The following is a 14,670-nucleotide window of genomic DNA, read 5'->3' as shown; positions in this document are numbered from 1 at the left end:
CTTGTATTCAATTCCATCCAACGGTCTTTAATGGCAAAGCAATATTAAATTTTAGACACTTGCTCCTAAAATATTAGGAGGAAAAACGTGAAATCAAAACAGAATCTAGATTGGCCTGTATTTATTATTAGTGGTGGATTTTTAATTGTATTTATTGTTTTATCGTTTATAAATAGTGATATGGTGGGAAAAGGAATTGATAAACTATTCTCTCTTTCCGCTGAACTTTCTGGTGCTTATTGGCAAGTCTTGCTTTTATTAAATTTTCTTATTGGCATAGTCCTTGCCCTTTCTAAATATGGGAAAGTAAAATTAGGAAATATGGACAAGCCGAAGTATAGCTTCTTTGGTTGGGTTTCGATGATATTAGTTACGTTACTTGCTAGTGGAGGTGTGTTTTGGGCTGCCTCAGAACCGATGTATCACTTTATACAAGCAGCGCCATTATTTGGTGATGTGGAAAACAATAAAATCTCAGCAGCCTTTGCACAATCATATCTACATTGGGGATTCACTGCATGGGCGATATTAGGAACATTAGCTACCATTGTAATGATGTATGTTCACTACACAAAGAATTTACCATTACGACCTAGAGGATTATTATATCCGATTTTCGGGGAGAAAATATATCATAAAAGTGTAATTGGTACCGCTGCGGATGTTTTTTCTATTATTGCAACGGTAGCAGGGACTTTAGGACCTTTAGGTTTTTTAGGTCTACAAATATCGTATGGTTTAAATCACTTATTTGGTATTCCAAATACATTAACGATTAGTATTATTGTTGTGCTTGCATTAGTAACGATTTCCGGGATCTCAGCTGCAACGGGTGTTGACCGTGGAATCTATATACTAAGTAATTATAATGTTAACTTCACTATTCTTTTAGCAATTATAATACTCTTCATCGGACCTACATCTTTCATTATCGATGCTTTTGTAGGTGGTACAGGATTCCATGTTCAAAACTTTTTTGAAATGAGTTTATATCGTGGTGACCATGATTGGTTAGGCGGTTGGACAATTTTCTTCTGGGGATGGTTTATAGGATATGCACCTATGCTAATCGTTTTTATAAGCCGAATCTCACGTGGAAGAACCATTCGAGAATTGATCATTGCCGTTTCAATTGTTGCACCATTAGTTACTAACTTCTGGTTTTCCATTGTTGGTGGAACAGGAGTATTCTTTGAAATTGAAAAACCAGGATCTATTTCTAATGCTTTGAATGAAGGTGGGATGGAGACTGCGGTAATGGCGATTACCAGTCAATTGCCATTCCCAACATTATTTGGGTTAGCCTTTCTATTAGTTTCTATTATTTTTGTTGCAACAACTGCAGATACAATGGCTTATACGGTGGCTGCGACATTAACTGGTAACGATAATCCTAAAAAATGGCTTCGTGTATTTTGGGCAGCTATCTTTGGGCTTACTACTGCGGTGATCTTGACAATCGGAGAAGACAGCATTACTGCTATTCAAAATTCGATAGTCATATCGGCTGTACCCGTCTCACTTCTTATCTTACCACCGTTGTGGAATGCCCCTAGAATCGCTAGAAAAATGGCTTTACAACAAGGTTTAATTTGGGAAAGAGAAATGAGAAAGAAAGTAAATAGATATTAAAAAAAATCCTTTACCTATTCTAATATTGGAATTGGTAAAGGATTTTTATTAATTTTAAAGCTTATTAAAGAGCGAGCGAAGTCCAAGGAAGATGATTGCCACTGAAAATACAATTACTGTAATTGCCCCGATCCAAATCATTAAAGTTGCAATCGGGCCTGTAAAAAGTGTAGTGACTGTTGTTAGTCCGATTAGTGAAAAACCAGCGGCTATAGCAGCTAAATATAAAAGAGCTAAAATGTTCATCATTACCCCTCCTTTTATTCTAATTTTATGTGAAAGGAGGAAATATGATTGTACCAATAACTATATTATTAAAAACATTGAAAAGATTGTATTTGGTCAAGATCTATTCCGAAGTATACCCATCTCCAACCAATCCAGCGGTAACCTGCAACGGATCTTCTTCCAATAAAGGTTGGGTAAAACCAGAAAGCGTCTCTTCTTAACCAAACGTAAGTGAATCGAAATAAACAACCACGTATTGCACCGGGATCTACTGCAAAAAGTTGGGTTTGTGACTGTTGGGGAGTGAAGTTAGGTGGCGGGGCTGTTGGTGGCCCCGCCTGTTGCTCACCTTGCCCAGGTGTACCTGGCTGTCCCGGAAATTGACCAGGCGTACTTGGCTGTCCAGGAAACTGACCGGGCCCACCAGGAAATCCTCCACCTGGAATCCCGGATCCTGTTCCAGGGAACCCCCCTTGGCTAGGAAACATTTGATTCCATGGAAAATTAAATTGCCTTTCATCATCATCATAGTATTCGGTATGGTAGTAATAAGGATCATAATAGTTCATTACATATTCCTCCTCAAAAAATTAGGTCCTTACATTATATGGGGGAAAGTCTAGTTTGATATAGATATAGCAAAGAATAGGCAGTTACCCAGGAACCTAAACCGGCATTAGGACTACCACCTCAAACTTCTAGGAAACAAAGAGGGTAGGTGGGAGATCAACTTCTCACTGATGGAAGGTCTTCTTTATGGACAATGAGGAAAAAATGAAAAAAGCAGTTGACTCTAACGTAACGTAATACCTTATATTGTGAGTAAGGGAGGGGTTATTTTTGCATGTAAAAGAAGTATCTGAGCTAGCAGGGGTGAGTATACGTACGCTTCATCATTATGATGAAATTGGTTTGTTAACTCCGAAAAAGATAAACGGATCTGGGTATCGTATATATTCTGAAGCGGATTTAGAAAGGTTACAACAGATCCTGTTTTTTAAAGAGCTTGGATTTAGCTTGAAAAAAATAAAAGAGATTATGAATAGCTCTTCCTACAAACAAGAAGAAGCATTAGAAATACAAAGAGGGATGTTGATAGACAAAAGAAAACGAATTGATAAAATGATTCAAACCATTGATAAAACGATTCAAAATAAGAAAGGAGAAATTCAAATGACTGATAAAGAGAAGTTTGAGGGGTTTGATTTTAGTCATAACCCATACGAGGATGAGGCAAGAAAAAAATGGGGCGATCATGTTGTAGATGAATCCAATGCTAAAATTAAACAATTATCCAAATATGAAAGGGAATCATTAGAGAAAGAGTTTAATGATATTTACAGAAAGTTGGCGGAAATCCGTCATGAGTCTCCTGATTCTGATATAGCTCAGGAAAAGATTGGTTTATGGTACGTTTATTTAAATAAAATAGGTAATTACTCTCTTGATGCCTTCAAAGGCCTTGGACAAATGTATGTGGATGATGAAAGATTTACTAAAAATATTGATAAGTTTGGAGAAGGATTGGCGAAGTTTATGAGAGATGCGATGGCGGTATATGCTGAGCGTAATCAATCGGAATAAGATGGCACAAGATTAAGTAATGATTACGTTTTGACAATGTTCAACATTTCCTGGGAAATACCGACAGATTATTTGGATGTTATTTGTCTTAGGATGCGTACCAAACGGTATATAAAGATATTCCTAAACTAAAAGGAAATAGCAAAAGAAATCCAAATCATGTAATCACTCTCCAAATCTTGTGTTTTTGGTATAGATGTTGTATATTCTGAATAGAATATGGTGTAGGCGAGGGAATTATCCCTCACCTATTGTTTTGGTTAGGACTTTCGCTTAGTGGAGCGAGAGTCTTTTTTGTTTCTTTTGTTGTTTTAATAGCTTTTTAATAGCTATCGTGAGGTTAATTCCTGCAACAGCTAAATTAATCAAAGATGTTAGGAACACCAAAACGGTCACCACCTCCATAATTACAAAACAAAAAAGACACCCGTTTAAGAGTGCCTTAATAACATAATCTATTAAAAATCTACTTTCACATCATGTTCGGCTAAAGTTTCATAAGTTTCATCATCAACTATAATTAGTGTGAATTCAATATCCTCTTTCATTTCTGGTAGAGCGCCCTCATAATTTTCGATATCCATTTTACCGTTAGCTTTTTTATCTCCGGCAATATCTTCACTAAAGAATACCATGTCATCTACCATTGTACCGTCAATCGAAACGTCACGTGCTTGAACGGTCAGCTTATCACTTGTTTTATTTTCCAAATCGAAGTTAATCGTATATTTTTCTTCATCAAAAAGTTCATCCACCTTATGTTCTACACTTACTAATGTGGCTTTTATGTAATTATCATCAGCAACAACTTCCGCAACTTCCTTTGTTTCTGATTCCGCCTCTTCATCGTTTTCTTCATTTGCATTCTCTTCATCTGTGTTTACGGAATTAATATCTTTTTCTTCCGTAACTTCATCGCCACAGGCTGCTAAGCTTGCAACAACAAATAATGACATTAATAATATTAGTATTTTTTCATAAATACCGATTCCCCCTAACAATTTATCTAAATACGGGTATATTATCCTATATGTGGTAAAATAATGCAACAAAACACCTACCCTAGTATAAAGGAAATTTAGTTAGTTAACTCACTCCTTGACCCCTTAGAATAAATCGGTTATTCTAAGGGGAGAATATGGTTGGGCGAAGGAAATCTCTCGCCTTTGAATTTGGGGATTCTTACTTTGTCGAGTGAGAGTCTTTTTGTTGTCTTGGGCACATTTTTAAAAGCTATTGCCTAGTTTAGGTCTAAATGTAATAGGATTATTGATGATATTTCCGACTATGTTTTTGGTTGCTAAAGTTCAAATTGTTTATCTATTAATTAGGAAATCAGGTGATTATGATAGAAGAAAATAAATTATTATCTGCACTGTGTTATTGGAGTATCTTTTTTGCACCTATCTTATTTCCAATCCTTGTGTGGATTTTCGGAAATGAAACAACCAAACTACATGCGAAAAAAGCACTATGGACACATATAATTCCAGCCATTGCTTCACTTATTGCTATTCTTGTTCTTGGAACCTTAGGATTAGGGTTATCAGAACCTACTGGAGCATTTTTCATTGCAACCATCATCGCTGTAGTCATATGTTTCCTTATTGATATATACTACTTTATTTGGAATATAATTAAGGGGATAAAAGTAATTACTTATTAGAATTCCGATATGAAGGAGTTATGAAAAAAACACTCTTGCTCATTCTATAGTTGAATAAGCAAGAGTGTTCTTTTGTTTGGTTATGAATGGAGCATAGGGGGCTCGAACCCCTGACCTCTTCACTGCCAGTGAAGCACTCTCCCAGCTGAGCTAATGCCCCGATTTATTACCATTATATAGGGGAATACTAATTATTTCAATATCCATTTAATAAATGGTCTAAATGATTTACACTTAACTAAGTATTGCATTATTATATAGAATATATAATTACTAGGAGGATGGACCTTGAATAAGGATAAAGAGAATCAAAAGGTAGATTATCGTATAAAAATAGGCAATCGTGAAGCCTTAATTGGTGTGGGGTTATTTTTATTCAACTTTGTATGGTGGTTTGCCTTTGCATATGGACTGGGTAGTAAAGATCCTTCTGAGTATTCCTATGTTTTTGGATTTCCATCATGGTTTTTTTATAGCTGTGTACTTGGAAGTATCATCATATGTATACTAGTTTTTATCATAGTAAAAGGTTTCTTTAAAGATATACCATTTGAGGATGAGGAGTTAAAAGATAAATGAATTGGCAAGCTACCATTACCCTTTTTGGGACAGTAGTATTAATCTTTTTAGTTGGATTATTTGCTAGTCGGCAAAAAGAGTCATCAGAATCATTTCTTCAAGATTATTACTTAGGTGGACGAAGTTTAGGTGGCTTTGTACTAGCTATGACGATGATGGCCACATATGGAAGTGCAAGTAGTTTTATAGGTGGTCCAGGTGTTGCCTATAATGAAGGGCTAGGCTGGGTGCTTCTATCCGTAACACAGATAGCGACTGGTTACTTTACATTAATGATATTGGGAAAACGCTTTGCCATTGTAGCCCGCCAATATAAAGCAATTACCATTGTAGATTTTTTAAAGGAGCGTTATCAATCTAAGTGGGTAGAGCTACTTTCCGCATTTAGTATTGTTATATTCCTTTTCTCTACAATGGCTGCACAGTGGATAGGTGGTGGACGTTTAATTGAGTCCCTTACCGGATTACCCTATACTTCAGCATTGTTCATATTTGTAATTACTGTATTAGTATATGTTACATTTGGCGGATTTCGTGCAGTAACGTTGACAGATGCGGTTCAAGGGATAATTATGCTTGTTGGAACGTTAATTTTATTAATTGGTGTTGTTTTGGCTGGTGGAGGAGTTTCTAATATTATTCAGGACTTACGAATGGAAAATCCAAACCTTATCACACCATATGGAGCTGATGGGACATTAACTCCAACTTATGTTTCATCTTATTGGATTTTAGTTGGGATAGGTGTAGTAGCACTTCCACAAATAGCTGTGCGAGCGATGTCCTATAAAAATACAAAATCCCTTCATCGTGCACTTATTATTGGAACGATTGTAGTTGGATTTATTATGCTAAATATGCACTTAGTTGGAGTATTCGCACGATCCGTTATGCCTGGGGTCGAAATTGGTGATACGGTAATGCCATTAATTGCGCTTGAAGTATTACCTCCATGGTTGGCTGGTATTGTATTAGCGGCTCCACTAGCGGCAATTATGTCGACTGTAGACTCCTTATTGTTATTAGTAAGTTCCACTATCGTAAAGGATGTTTACATTAATTATATTAAACCAGAAGCATCAAGGAAAACGATACAGCGACTAAGCATGGGAGTAACAGGAATACTAGGAATCATTGTATTTTTAATTGCGATAGACCCACCAGATTTAATTATTTGGATGAATCTTTTTGCAATAGGTGGACTAGAAGTAACATTTATGTGGCCGATTATTATGGGGCTTTATTGGAAAAAGGGGAATAAATATGGAGCAATCGCCTCGATGGTGGTTGGTATCGTTTCCTATGTTCTATTCGAATCCTTTTATCCAGACCCACTAGGAATGCACACCGTTGTTTCAGCTATGTTTTTATCCTTTCTTGCCTATGTAGGATTTAGCCTTATGTATAAGAAAAAGCAGTTAAGTTTAAATGGGGAGGGGACCAATCTATGAGATTCGTTCCCCTCTTTTTTTTAATCGTATTTTTCAGCAAACTTTATAAAATAATCTAATGCCTTTGCATTGGTTAATGATCCTTTATTGACTACTTGATCGACTGGTTTCCCCATTAATAACTTCTTAATAGGTACTTCCAGCTTTTTGCCATTTAATGTTCTAGGTAAATCAGGAACTTCATAAATACCTGTAGGAACATGTCTTGGGGAACATTGAGTGCGAATTTGTTCTTTAATGGCTTGTTTTAACTCATTTGTTAAGGTGTAACCATCTTTCATCACAACGAATAGTGGGGTAGTCGAATCCCCATTTTGATTCGGTACATCCACAATTAAACTATCGGAAACTTCATTAATATTATCTACTGCACGGTATATTTCACTTGTCCCAATTCGGATTCCACCACGATTAATCGTTGCATCTGATCGACCATAGATGACACAAGTACCTCGATCTGTAATTTTTAAGTAATCCCCATGTCGCCAAATCCCTGGGTATACATCAAAATAGCTTTCATTTAGACGGGATCCATTTTTATCATTCCAGAAAAAGATTGGCATGGAAGGGAATGGTTCTGTTAAAACAAGTTCTCCAATTTCATTAATTTTACTTTGTGCTTTATCATCAAAACTCTCTATCTTTGCACCCAAGCCACGACATTGTAATTCACCGGCATGAACTGGAAGAATGGGCGAGCCTAAAATAAATGCTGAACATACATCCGTACCACCACTCACTGAAGCTATCCATAAATCCCTTTTGACATTATCATAACACCACTGGAAGCCTTCTGGAGGAAGAGGGGAGCCTGTCGAGCTTATATTCTTTAAGGATGATAAATCAAAGGATTCTCCTGGCTTCATACCATCTTTCATACAAGCGGAAATATAACTAGCACTAGTTCCAAAAACAGTTGCTTTTGTTTCTTCTGCTAACTTCCAGAGTCTGTTTTTATCGGGATAACTAGGATTTCCATCGTACAAAATGATGGTACTACCAGTAAGTAATCCTCCTACAAGGAAATTCCACATCATCCAACCTGTTGTCGTAAACCAGAAAAAGCGACTCTCTTCAGCAAGGTCAACATGAAAAGTTAATGCTTTTAAATGCTCTAATAAAATACCACCTTGGCTTTGAACAATTGCTTTTGGTTTACCAGTTGTCCCAGAGGAAAACAATATCCACAGTGGGTCATTAAAAGGGACATATTCATAGGTGAGTGCTGGTTTGGACTCGTTAAATGAAACAACTCGGTCCCAATGAATCGGATTTTTATAAGCATTAAAATTAGCATTTGAATCATCTAAATATGGAATAGCAATCGTTGCTTCTAGGGTTGGTAGTTCGGATTGGATTTTGGTGACGGTTTCCGTTCTGTTAAATGTTTTACCACCATATTCGTATCCGTCAATTGCAATCATTATTTTAGGTTCAATTTGTTTGAAGCGGTCAATAACACTTTGGGTGCCAAAGTCCGGAGAAGCGCTAGACCAGATTGCACCAAGGCTTGCTGTTGCTAAGAAACAAACAACGGTTTCGTAAATATTTGGCATATAAGCAACGACACGATCTCCCTTGACTACACCTAATTTTTTAAATGTTTGTTGCACTTTTGCTGTATCTTCATAAAGCTTCTTCCAAGTTACTTCGGCTTTCTCTCTATTTTCAGAAGTATGTATAATAGCGATTTGGTCATCTTTTCTATTTTTAAAAATGTGTTCCGTATAATTAATAAGTGATTCAGGAAACCATTTTGCACCCGGCATTGCATGAGTTGTTAACACAGTTTCATATGGATTTTTAGATTGAATTTGAAAGTACTCCCAAATCGATGCCCAGAATGATTCAACATCATCGACAGACCATTGCCAAAGCGATTGATAATTAGAGAAGTTTAAGTTTTTATGTGACTTTAACCAACTTATGTATTCGGTGATATTAGCTCTCTCTATTTGCTCTTCACTTGGTTCCCATAATAGAGTTCCTTCTTTAATTGTGCCCATTTCATCACTCCCCCTAATAAATAATTTGACTATTTATAATTATATATAATGTTACGGAGGAAAGTCTATTTAAAAAACCAGGCATTCGCTATCAATTAGAGAATACCTGGTTGTTTTTACTAAAATAATATGTTTATGAAAGGTTTAAAATGACAAGGTTGTTGCTACTTTTCAGCTAGGGTATCAATGAAAACCCTCATATAGTCTGGTAAATCAGGTGGCCTGCGACTTGAAACAATATGACGATCCGCCACGACAGCTTCATCAAACCATTCCGCTCCAGCATTCGTCATATCATCTTTGATTCCCGGTGTACTTGTTACTTTGACTCCGTTTAAAATATTTGCAGAAATCAGAACCCATCCAGCATGACAAATTTGGCCAATTACCTTTTGAGACTTGTCCATTGTCTGTACCATTTCTATCACTTGTGGATAGCGTCTTAATTTATCAGGGGCCCAACCACCAGGTACTAAAATAGCCTGATAATCATCAACTTTTATATCATCAAACGCAAAGTCAGATTCAGCGGGAACGCCATATTTTCCGATGTATTTTTTATTTGCTTCTTTCCCAACTAAATGAACGGTTGCCCCTTCTTCTCTAAGACGAAGCACGGGATACCAAAGTTCTAGATCTTCAAAGTCATCTTCAATAAGTGCTATGACTTTCTTATCTTTTAGACGCATCTTATTCCTCCTTGTAATGAGTCCTTATTTTAGTGTATCAGAGTAACGAATGTTTTTGTATGAAAAAACATTACTCTATTAGGAGTAATGTTTGGTAATTCTTTATTGCCCATCATACTTGGCGTACTGTATAAAAGTACGTTCATCCTCAATTAATCCACAATATGCACATTGAATCCGGTAATCTGGGCCTTTATATAGATTATGAAATACTTCTACTTGGTCATTTGTGTATTCATTTAAGACCTCACCAGTATTCGCATCTAATTTTACCGGTTTCGGAACTTGTTCAATTAAATTAAAACGTGATCTGTTTGTTTTGCAATTTGGACAACGATAAGCTTGACTCATTACAAAACACCTCCTTGGCTTATTATTCCTCGCTTTGAAAAAACTATTAGAATAAAATCGTTCTCATGGACAATTGAGGCTTGATCTGGGTATGAATTGTCCTTGATGGGCGTTCTCACGGCCAAAAATAGAGTGATCCGGGAAAGAATTGTCCGTGACAGGTGTTCTCACTGCCAAATGGGGCGTGAACCAAGAATGAATTGTCCGTGATCGGCATTCTCACGGCCAAATGAGGAGTGAACCAAGAATGAATTGTCCGTGATTGGTATTCTCACGGCCAAATGAAGCTTGAGCCAGATATGAATTGTCCGTGACAAGCGACCTCACAATTTTGCATGGAATTGCGCGGGATTTGTACTACGAAAAAAAGGGTCTGTTCCCTTTAGACCAGGAACAGACCATTATTTAAACCACTTCTTTACTTTTGAGAAAAGGGAGTTATTCTTTTCATCCTTTATACTATTTTCATCTTTCTTTTGTATTTCTTTTACAAATATATCCTCTTTATCAACAGCATAATCAAATGCTAAAACTGCACCAATATCTGTTTCATTTGTTTCATCTGTAATGATTGTATAGGGAATGTTATACTTATTGGCTAACGCTTTTTCCTCAGTTAAAAATCGTGATGAAACATGACCATTGATTAAAAGCTTAGCTCCCTTATTTTCCTTCATTGCATCTTCTAATTTATCGATTCCTTTATCAGACATGATTTGTCCAACTGTAAGAGCGAGTACGATTCTTTCTCGTAAGGTTCCTAAGTATTTTTTTCTTTCTTCTTCCTTTGGTAGTCGTGTACCGTACATTCCTTCTGTGAGATAATCATTTACTTCCTTACCGCTCAATTTATTTCATCCTCTATTCTATGTTGTATTCACCCTCATTTTACTAAATAAAGAAGGCGATTCAAATTAGAACCGCCTTAACAAGTCATTTTCTTTATAAATTTTTTCTTTGTTTTGCTCTCTGATCAGCAGCTTTACTTCTTTCTAATGCCTTTACATCCTCAGCATCAGCTAACTCTTGTGAGAATTCAATATCTCGACCATCGGATATTTGATTCTTCGGAGTTTGTGCTAAGAAGTTTTTACTGTTGCTGTTGTGGCTGTCTCTTCCACCCATGAAAAATCCACTCCTTCTTAAAGGATTTTACATAGATAGTATGTGTAAATTGTCTATTCTTACACCTTAAAAAAGGGGGCATATTATGGTAGACAAGTAAATGTTAATTTCGATCTCCACCTAGAAAATCGAATAATCCACCGGCTATACTACCTTCCCCTTTGGAATCAGAACCTGCACGTTGAGGCGCAGAAGCAAATACACGACTAGCTAATCTGCTAAATGGTAAGGATTGAATCCAAACGGTTCCTGGACCACGTAATGTTGCAAAGAATAACCCTTCTCCACCAAATAATGCTGTTTTGATTCCACCAACGTATTCAATGTTGTAATCGACATCTCCTGTCATAGCAACAAGACATCCTGTATCTACTCGAATCATTTCTCCAGGGGATAAATCCTTTCTATGAATCGTTCCACCTGCATGAACGAAGGACATTCCATCGCCTTCTAATTTCTGCATTAAGAATCCTTCACCACCAAAGAAACCTGTACCAAGTTTCTTTTGGAATTCAATACCAACAGAAACTCCTTTTGCCGCTGCAAGAAATGCATCTTTTTGGCAAATAAGTTTTCCGTTCATTTGACTTAAATCCATTGGAATAATTTTACCGGGGTAAGGTGATGCAAATGAAACATGTTTTTTACCTACTCCTAAATTCGTAAAAGCCGTCATAAATAGGCTTTCTCCTGTTAAAACACGTTTCCCAGCCCCTAGAAGTTTACCCATTAGTCCACTGCCTTGATTGGAGGAACCGTCGCCAAAAATGGTTTCCATCTTGATTGAGTCATCCATCATCATCAAACCTCCAGCTTCCGCAATTACGGTTTCATCCGGATCTAGTTCAACCTCGACAAATTGCATGTCATCTCCGTATATTTTATAGTCAATTTCATGGTTATTCATGTTTTCATTTCCTCTCCTTAATATGTAATTAATGAATATACGTTTTAATAAAGAATTAGGATTCAAAAACTTTTAAAAAAACGTGCGATCCTAAATAGAGCGCACGTTTTTCACTATTAATGAGTTTGACCTTGGACTACTCCAAAACTATTCATATAAATTTGCATGTCCTCTTGTTTTAATTGAGGAACTTGATAGTATTGGTTTCGGTTTTGATACAAGAACAGTTCATAAGCCATCTCAATAATGTTAGGAATACTATCAGCAAAAACTCGACGTACTACAGGGTTTGTAGCTTCAAGGGCAGCCAATGTGAAGGCAGACGCATTGGATTTTAAAATTCCCATCATAAACCCAGATACACACTGATCGTTAATTTCATTAACGGATTGTGCAGGGGTTTTAGGTTGAGTTGGTTGCATACCATAAATAGTGTTATTACTTGTTTGGCTGAAATTATACGTTTGTGTTTTGATTGTTGGTTCTTGACCTGTCTTCAAAGCTTGTACAAGTGAATTGTAAACTTGTGTGATATAAGCTTTATGCTTTGTCATCATCGTTTTTAATTCTGGATCTTGTACATGTTGCTCATAAAGCATGTACTGCTCCATTCCTCCAACTAATCCACCGATAGCTTCATGGGCATCCATTAGTTCGTGTCCACCATGACTAAACTGATCTGGGATTTGAGAAGAACCTTGTAAATTTTGGTTTTGTTGAGTATGCAATAAAATAACCTCCTTGAATTTGGTCACAATTATTATTAACGAACAAGGAAGACTTATTCGATTTTAAATCTGCTAATAAATGCAAAAAATGGTTTGGAGTTTTATCAGATGAGAAGTATTTTTCGCAAATCTATGCCGGGTGCTGATATTAAAGACGAAAGTTGATATTCCGCGAACAAGTCCTGATTTATCAATGCCTACTAAATTTCCCAACTATGTCAAACCCTTCAATGTAAACGTATTCCGCTTTTTGTGCTAACATAAAGGCAAGATTAATTTTTAAAGGGGGAAGGATTCATGAAGGAAAAAGATCCAATTCGAATTGATGAGAGGATTTCACTTATTGATGGATTTGATTTAGATATTGCCAACCGAACTGGAACGTATGTGATTGATGAGGAAGAACTTACACTTATTGAAACTGGGCCAAGTCCGTCCATTAAATATGTTAAAAAAGGGTTAGAATCACTTGGATTTTCTCTTGATCAAGTCAAATATATTATAGTCACACATATTCATCTTGATCACTCAGGTGGAGCTGGTTTATTGATTAGGGAATGTCCGAATGCAAAAGTTGTTGTACATCCAAGAGGGGAACGTCATTTAATTAATCCAAGAAAATTAGCTGCAGGGGCTAGAGCGGTGTATGGTGATAGCTTTTCGGAGTTATTTGATCCCATATTACCTGTACCAGAAGATCAAATTATTGTAAAAACAGAGGGAGATACGTTACAAATAGGTCCTAATTGTACGCTTAAGTTTTTCGATACACCAGGTCATTCCAAACATCATTTTAGTATATTAGACCCTGTTAGTAATGGAATATTTACTGGGGATACGGTAGGAATTCGATATGAACAACTTAGTCAACTGGGAATTGATTTCTTCTTGCCGTCCACTTCACCGAATCATTTCGACCCAAATGCAATGAAGAATTCAATCCATAAGATTAAAGAATTGAATGTTAGTCGAATTTATTATGGTCATTTTAGTTGGTCTGAAAAAGTAGACGATGCTTTAAGTCAAGTTTCTCGTTGGTTAGATATTTTTGTCGATGAGGGAGAACAGGTAATAGCTGAAGGAAAGGGCTATGATGTTCTTGCGCAAAGATTGTTAGGAAAAGTTAAAGAAGAGTTAAGAGAGTTAGGAATTCCCAATGAACATGAGGTATACATTATTATCAACTTAGATATGCAGGTAAGTGCTTTAGGAATTATCGACTATTTTCAGAAAATCAAACAGTAAAAAGCGAAAGCACTCAAGGTGAAGACTTGAGTGCTTTGTTAATTATTTTTTCGTATAATTTAATTCCCATGCTATTCCGTATTTATCTTTCACTATTGCATGTTTAGCACCCCAAAAGGTATCTTGTAACTCCATTTGGATTTCACCTTCTTGAGACAAATCATTATAAATTTTAGTTATTTCTTCTTCGCTTTCTAAATCAGGTCCGAAGAGAATGTTGTTTCCATTTATCATTTGTTTGCCCAGTGAGTCTGCAAATAGATAATACAATCTTCATTTATGTGTAATTCTGCGTGGATGTATTTCCCTTCATGCCCCTTAAACATTTCAATCCCATCTGCTAACTGTGTATTCTTAATTTTTCCACCAAAAATCTGTTGATAATATTCAATTGCTTCTTTACAATTTTCAATGCGTAGATGCGGAATAAGTTTATTCATTTCGTAACCTCCATAATAAACAGTATTTCTTTTTTTCTT

18 protein-coding genes and 1 tRNA gene are annotated in these 14,670 nt (G+C 36.3%); 6 read left to right on the top strand and 13 right to left on the bottom strand.

The genetic code is table 11. The features are described from left to right. Window positions 1–87 precede the first annotated feature (87 nt). Window positions 88–1,632: a BCCT family transporter gene (locus KM885_RS10680; protein ID WP_216883944.1), complete on the top strand. Its 1,545-nt coding sequence runs from the start codon at window positions 88–90 to the stop codon at window positions 1,630–1,632. A 54-nt stretch (window positions 1,633–1,686) separates the two neighbouring features. On the opposite strand, the gene KM885_RS10675 is transcribed toward KM885_RS10680, so the two are convergent. Together KM885_RS10675 and KM885_RS10670 are read right to left on the bottom strand one after the other, a co-directional pair. Further along, window positions 1,687–1,878 (bottom strand): hypothetical protein, encoded by a 192-nt coding sequence (locus KM885_RS10675; RefSeq protein ID WP_145523745.1) that lies wholly within the window; start codon window positions 1,876–1,878, stop codon window positions 1,687–1,689. A 68-nt stretch (window positions 1,879–1,946) separates the two neighbouring features. Next, window positions 1,947–2,429, bottom strand: coding sequence for a hypothetical protein (locus tag KM885_RS10670; RefSeq protein ID WP_204798290.1), 483 nt, complete (start codon window positions 2,427–2,429; stop codon window positions 1,947–1,949). Window positions 2,430–2,700: 271 nt separating this feature from the next. Here KM885_RS10670 and KM885_RS10665 point away from each other — a divergent pair, with 271 nt between their 5' ends. Next, complete coding sequence (locus KM885_RS10665; RefSeq protein WP_047185606.1) at window positions 2,701–3,444, top strand: MerR family transcriptional regulator; 744 nt, start codon at window positions 2,701–2,703, stop codon at window positions 3,442–3,444. A 458-nt stretch (window positions 3,445–3,902) separates the two neighbouring features. Here the strand turns inward: KM885_RS10665 and KM885_RS10660 are convergent, their stop codons facing one another. After that, window positions 3,903–4,493 (bottom strand): hypothetical protein, encoded by a 591-nt coding sequence (locus tag KM885_RS10660; protein WP_128723429.1) that lies wholly within the window; start codon window positions 4,491–4,493, stop codon window positions 3,903–3,905. Between the two features lie 296 nt (window positions 4,494–4,789). Here KM885_RS10660 and KM885_RS10655 point away from each other — a divergent pair, with 296 nt between their 5' ends. Further along, complete coding sequence (locus KM885_RS10655) at window positions 4,790–5,110, top strand: magnetosome magnetite crystal formation protein family (RefSeq protein ID WP_047185604.1); 321 nt, start codon at window positions 4,790–4,792, stop codon at window positions 5,108–5,110. A gap of 87 nt (window positions 5,111–5,197) precedes the next feature. Here KM885_RS10655 and KM885_RS10650 read toward each other — a convergent pair. Continuing rightward, window positions 5,198–5,270, bottom strand: a tRNA-Ala gene (locus KM885_RS10650). Window positions 5,271–5,398: 128 nt separating this feature from the next. Between KM885_RS10650 and KM885_RS10645 the strand changes: the two genes are divergently transcribed. Next, the gene (locus KM885_RS10645; RefSeq protein ID WP_047185603.1) at window positions 5,399–5,689 is read left to right on the top strand and encodes a YhdT family protein; all 291 of its coding nucleotides are present in this window, start codon (window positions 5,399–5,401) and stop codon (window positions 5,687–5,689) included. After that, a complete protein-coding gene (panF, locus tag KM885_RS10640) occupies window positions 5,686–7,140 on the top strand; it encodes a sodium/pantothenate symporter (RefSeq protein ID WP_204798289.1) in 1,455 nt (484 codons plus the stop codon). Before KM885_RS10645 ends, panF begins: the two co-directional genes overlap by 4 nt. Window positions 7,141–7,160: 20 nt before the next feature. Here the strand turns inward: panF and KM885_RS10635 are convergent, their stop codons facing one another. The 7 genes from KM885_RS10635 to KM885_RS10605 all read right to left on the bottom strand — a co-directional run bounded on the left by KM885_RS10635 (window position 7,161) and on the right by KM885_RS10605 (window position 12,946). After that, window positions 7,161–9,146 (bottom strand): acetoacetate--CoA ligase, encoded by a 1,986-nt coding sequence (locus KM885_RS10635; protein ID WP_204798288.1) that lies wholly within the window; start codon window positions 9,144–9,146, stop codon window positions 7,161–7,163. Window positions 9,147–9,310: 164 nt separating this feature from the next. Beyond that, window positions 9,311–9,835 (bottom strand): type 1 glutamine amidotransferase domain-containing protein, encoded by a 525-nt coding sequence (locus tag KM885_RS10630; RefSeq protein WP_047185600.1) that lies wholly within the window; start codon window positions 9,833–9,835, stop codon window positions 9,311–9,313. Window positions 9,836–9,937: 102 nt separating this feature from the next. After that, window positions 9,938–10,186, bottom strand: coding sequence for a hypothetical protein (locus tag KM885_RS10625; RefSeq protein WP_047185599.1), 249 nt, complete (start codon window positions 10,184–10,186; stop codon window positions 9,938–9,940). A 401-nt stretch (window positions 10,187–10,587) separates the two neighbouring features. Beyond that, a complete protein-coding gene (locus KM885_RS10620) occupies window positions 10,588–11,034 on the bottom strand; it encodes a YueI family protein (protein WP_047185598.1) in 447 nt (148 codons plus the stop codon). Window positions 11,035–11,128: 94 nt separating this feature from the next. After that, entirely contained in the window at window positions 11,129–11,311 is a 183-nt protein-coding gene (locus tag KM885_RS10615; protein ID WP_047185597.1) for a YfhD family protein, read from the bottom strand. A 103-nt stretch (window positions 11,312–11,414) separates the two neighbouring features. Beyond that, on the bottom strand, window positions 11,415–12,218 hold the full coding sequence (locus KM885_RS10610; RefSeq protein WP_216883943.1) for a TIGR00266 family protein: 804 nt from the start codon (window positions 12,216–12,218) through the stop codon (window positions 11,415–11,417). Window positions 12,219–12,334: 116 nt separating this feature from the next. Next, the gene (locus KM885_RS10605) at window positions 12,335–12,946 is read right to left on the bottom strand and encodes a spore coat protein (protein WP_047185595.1); all 612 of its coding nucleotides are present in this window, start codon (window positions 12,944–12,946) and stop codon (window positions 12,335–12,337) included. A gap of 297 nt (window positions 12,947–13,243) precedes the next feature. Here KM885_RS10605 and KM885_RS10600 point away from each other — a divergent pair, with 297 nt between their 5' ends. Further along, window positions 13,244–14,191: an MBL fold metallo-hydrolase gene (locus KM885_RS10600; RefSeq protein ID WP_047185594.1), complete on the top strand. Its 948-nt coding sequence runs from the start codon at window positions 13,244–13,246 to the stop codon at window positions 14,189–14,191. A 42-nt stretch (window positions 14,192–14,233) separates the two neighbouring features. On the opposite strand, the gene KM885_RS17910 is transcribed toward KM885_RS10600, so the two are convergent. Both KM885_RS17910 and KM885_RS17905 read right to left on the bottom strand, forming a co-directional pair. Continuing rightward, complete coding sequence (locus tag KM885_RS17910) at window positions 14,234–14,425, bottom strand: VOC family protein (RefSeq protein ID WP_244986986.1); 192 nt, start codon at window positions 14,423–14,425, stop codon at window positions 14,234–14,236. Next, window positions 14,422–14,631 (bottom strand): VOC family protein, encoded by a 210-nt coding sequence (locus KM885_RS17905; RefSeq protein ID WP_244986985.1) that lies wholly within the window; start codon window positions 14,629–14,631, stop codon window positions 14,422–14,424. Before KM885_RS17905 ends, KM885_RS17910 begins: the two co-directional genes overlap by 4 nt. Window positions 14,632–14,670: the final 39 nt, after the last annotated feature.

It is taken from the genome of Oceanobacillus caeni, from assembly GCF_019037185.1.
GTDB lineage: Bacteria > Bacillota > Bacilli > Bacillales > Amphibacillaceae > Oceanobacillus > Oceanobacillus caeni.
This window is presented reverse-complemented; position numbering and strand designations above follow the sequence as displayed.

What these genes read in the sequence shown, in the direction of transcription:
- KM885_RS10655 (WP_047185604.1), top strand. Translation starts at nt 4,790, where the DNA reads ATGATAGAAGAAAATAAATTATTATCTGCACTGTGTTATTGGAGTATC.
- KM885_RS10675 (WP_145523745.1), bottom strand. Translation starts at nt 1,878, where the DNA reads ATGAACATTTTAGCTCTTTTATATTTAGCTGCTATAGCCGCTGGTTTT.
- KM885_RS17910 (WP_244986986.1), bottom strand. Translation starts at nt 14,425, where the DNA reads ATGATAAATGGAAACAACATTCTCTTCGGACCTGATTTAGAAAGCGAA.
- KM885_RS17905 (WP_244986985.1), bottom strand. Translation starts at nt 14,631, where the DNA reads ATGAATAAACTTATTCCGCATCTACGCATTGAAAATTGTAAAGAAGCA.
- KM885_RS10625 (WP_047185599.1), bottom strand. Translation starts at nt 10,186, where the DNA reads ATGAGTCAAGCTTATCGTTGTCCAAATTGCAAAACAAACAGATCACGT.
- KM885_RS10670 (WP_204798290.1), bottom strand. Translation starts at nt 2,429, where the DNA reads ATGAACTATTATGATCCTTATTACTACCATACCGAATACTATGATGAT.
- KM885_RS10600 (WP_047185594.1), top strand. Translation starts at nt 13,244, where the DNA reads ATGAAGGAAAAAGATCCAATTCGAATTGATGAGAGGATTTCACTTATT.
- panF (WP_204798289.1), top strand. Translation starts at nt 5,686, where the DNA reads ATGAATTGGCAAGCTACCATTACCCTTTTTGGGACAGTAGTATTAATC.
- KM885_RS10635 (WP_204798288.1), bottom strand. Translation starts at nt 9,146, where the DNA reads ATGGGCACAATTAAAGAAGGAACTCTATTATGGGAACCAAGTGAAGAG.
- KM885_RS10630 (WP_047185600.1), bottom strand. Translation starts at nt 9,835, where the DNA reads ATGCGTCTAAAAGATAAGAAAGTCATAGCACTTATTGAAGATGACTTT.
- KM885_RS10610 (WP_216883943.1), bottom strand. Translation starts at nt 12,218, where the DNA reads ATGAATAACCATGAAATTGACTATAAAATATACGGAGATGACATGCAA.
- KM885_RS10615 (WP_047185597.1), bottom strand. Translation starts at nt 11,311, where the DNA reads ATGGGTGGAAGAGACAGCCACAACAGCAACAGTAAAAACTTCTTAGCA.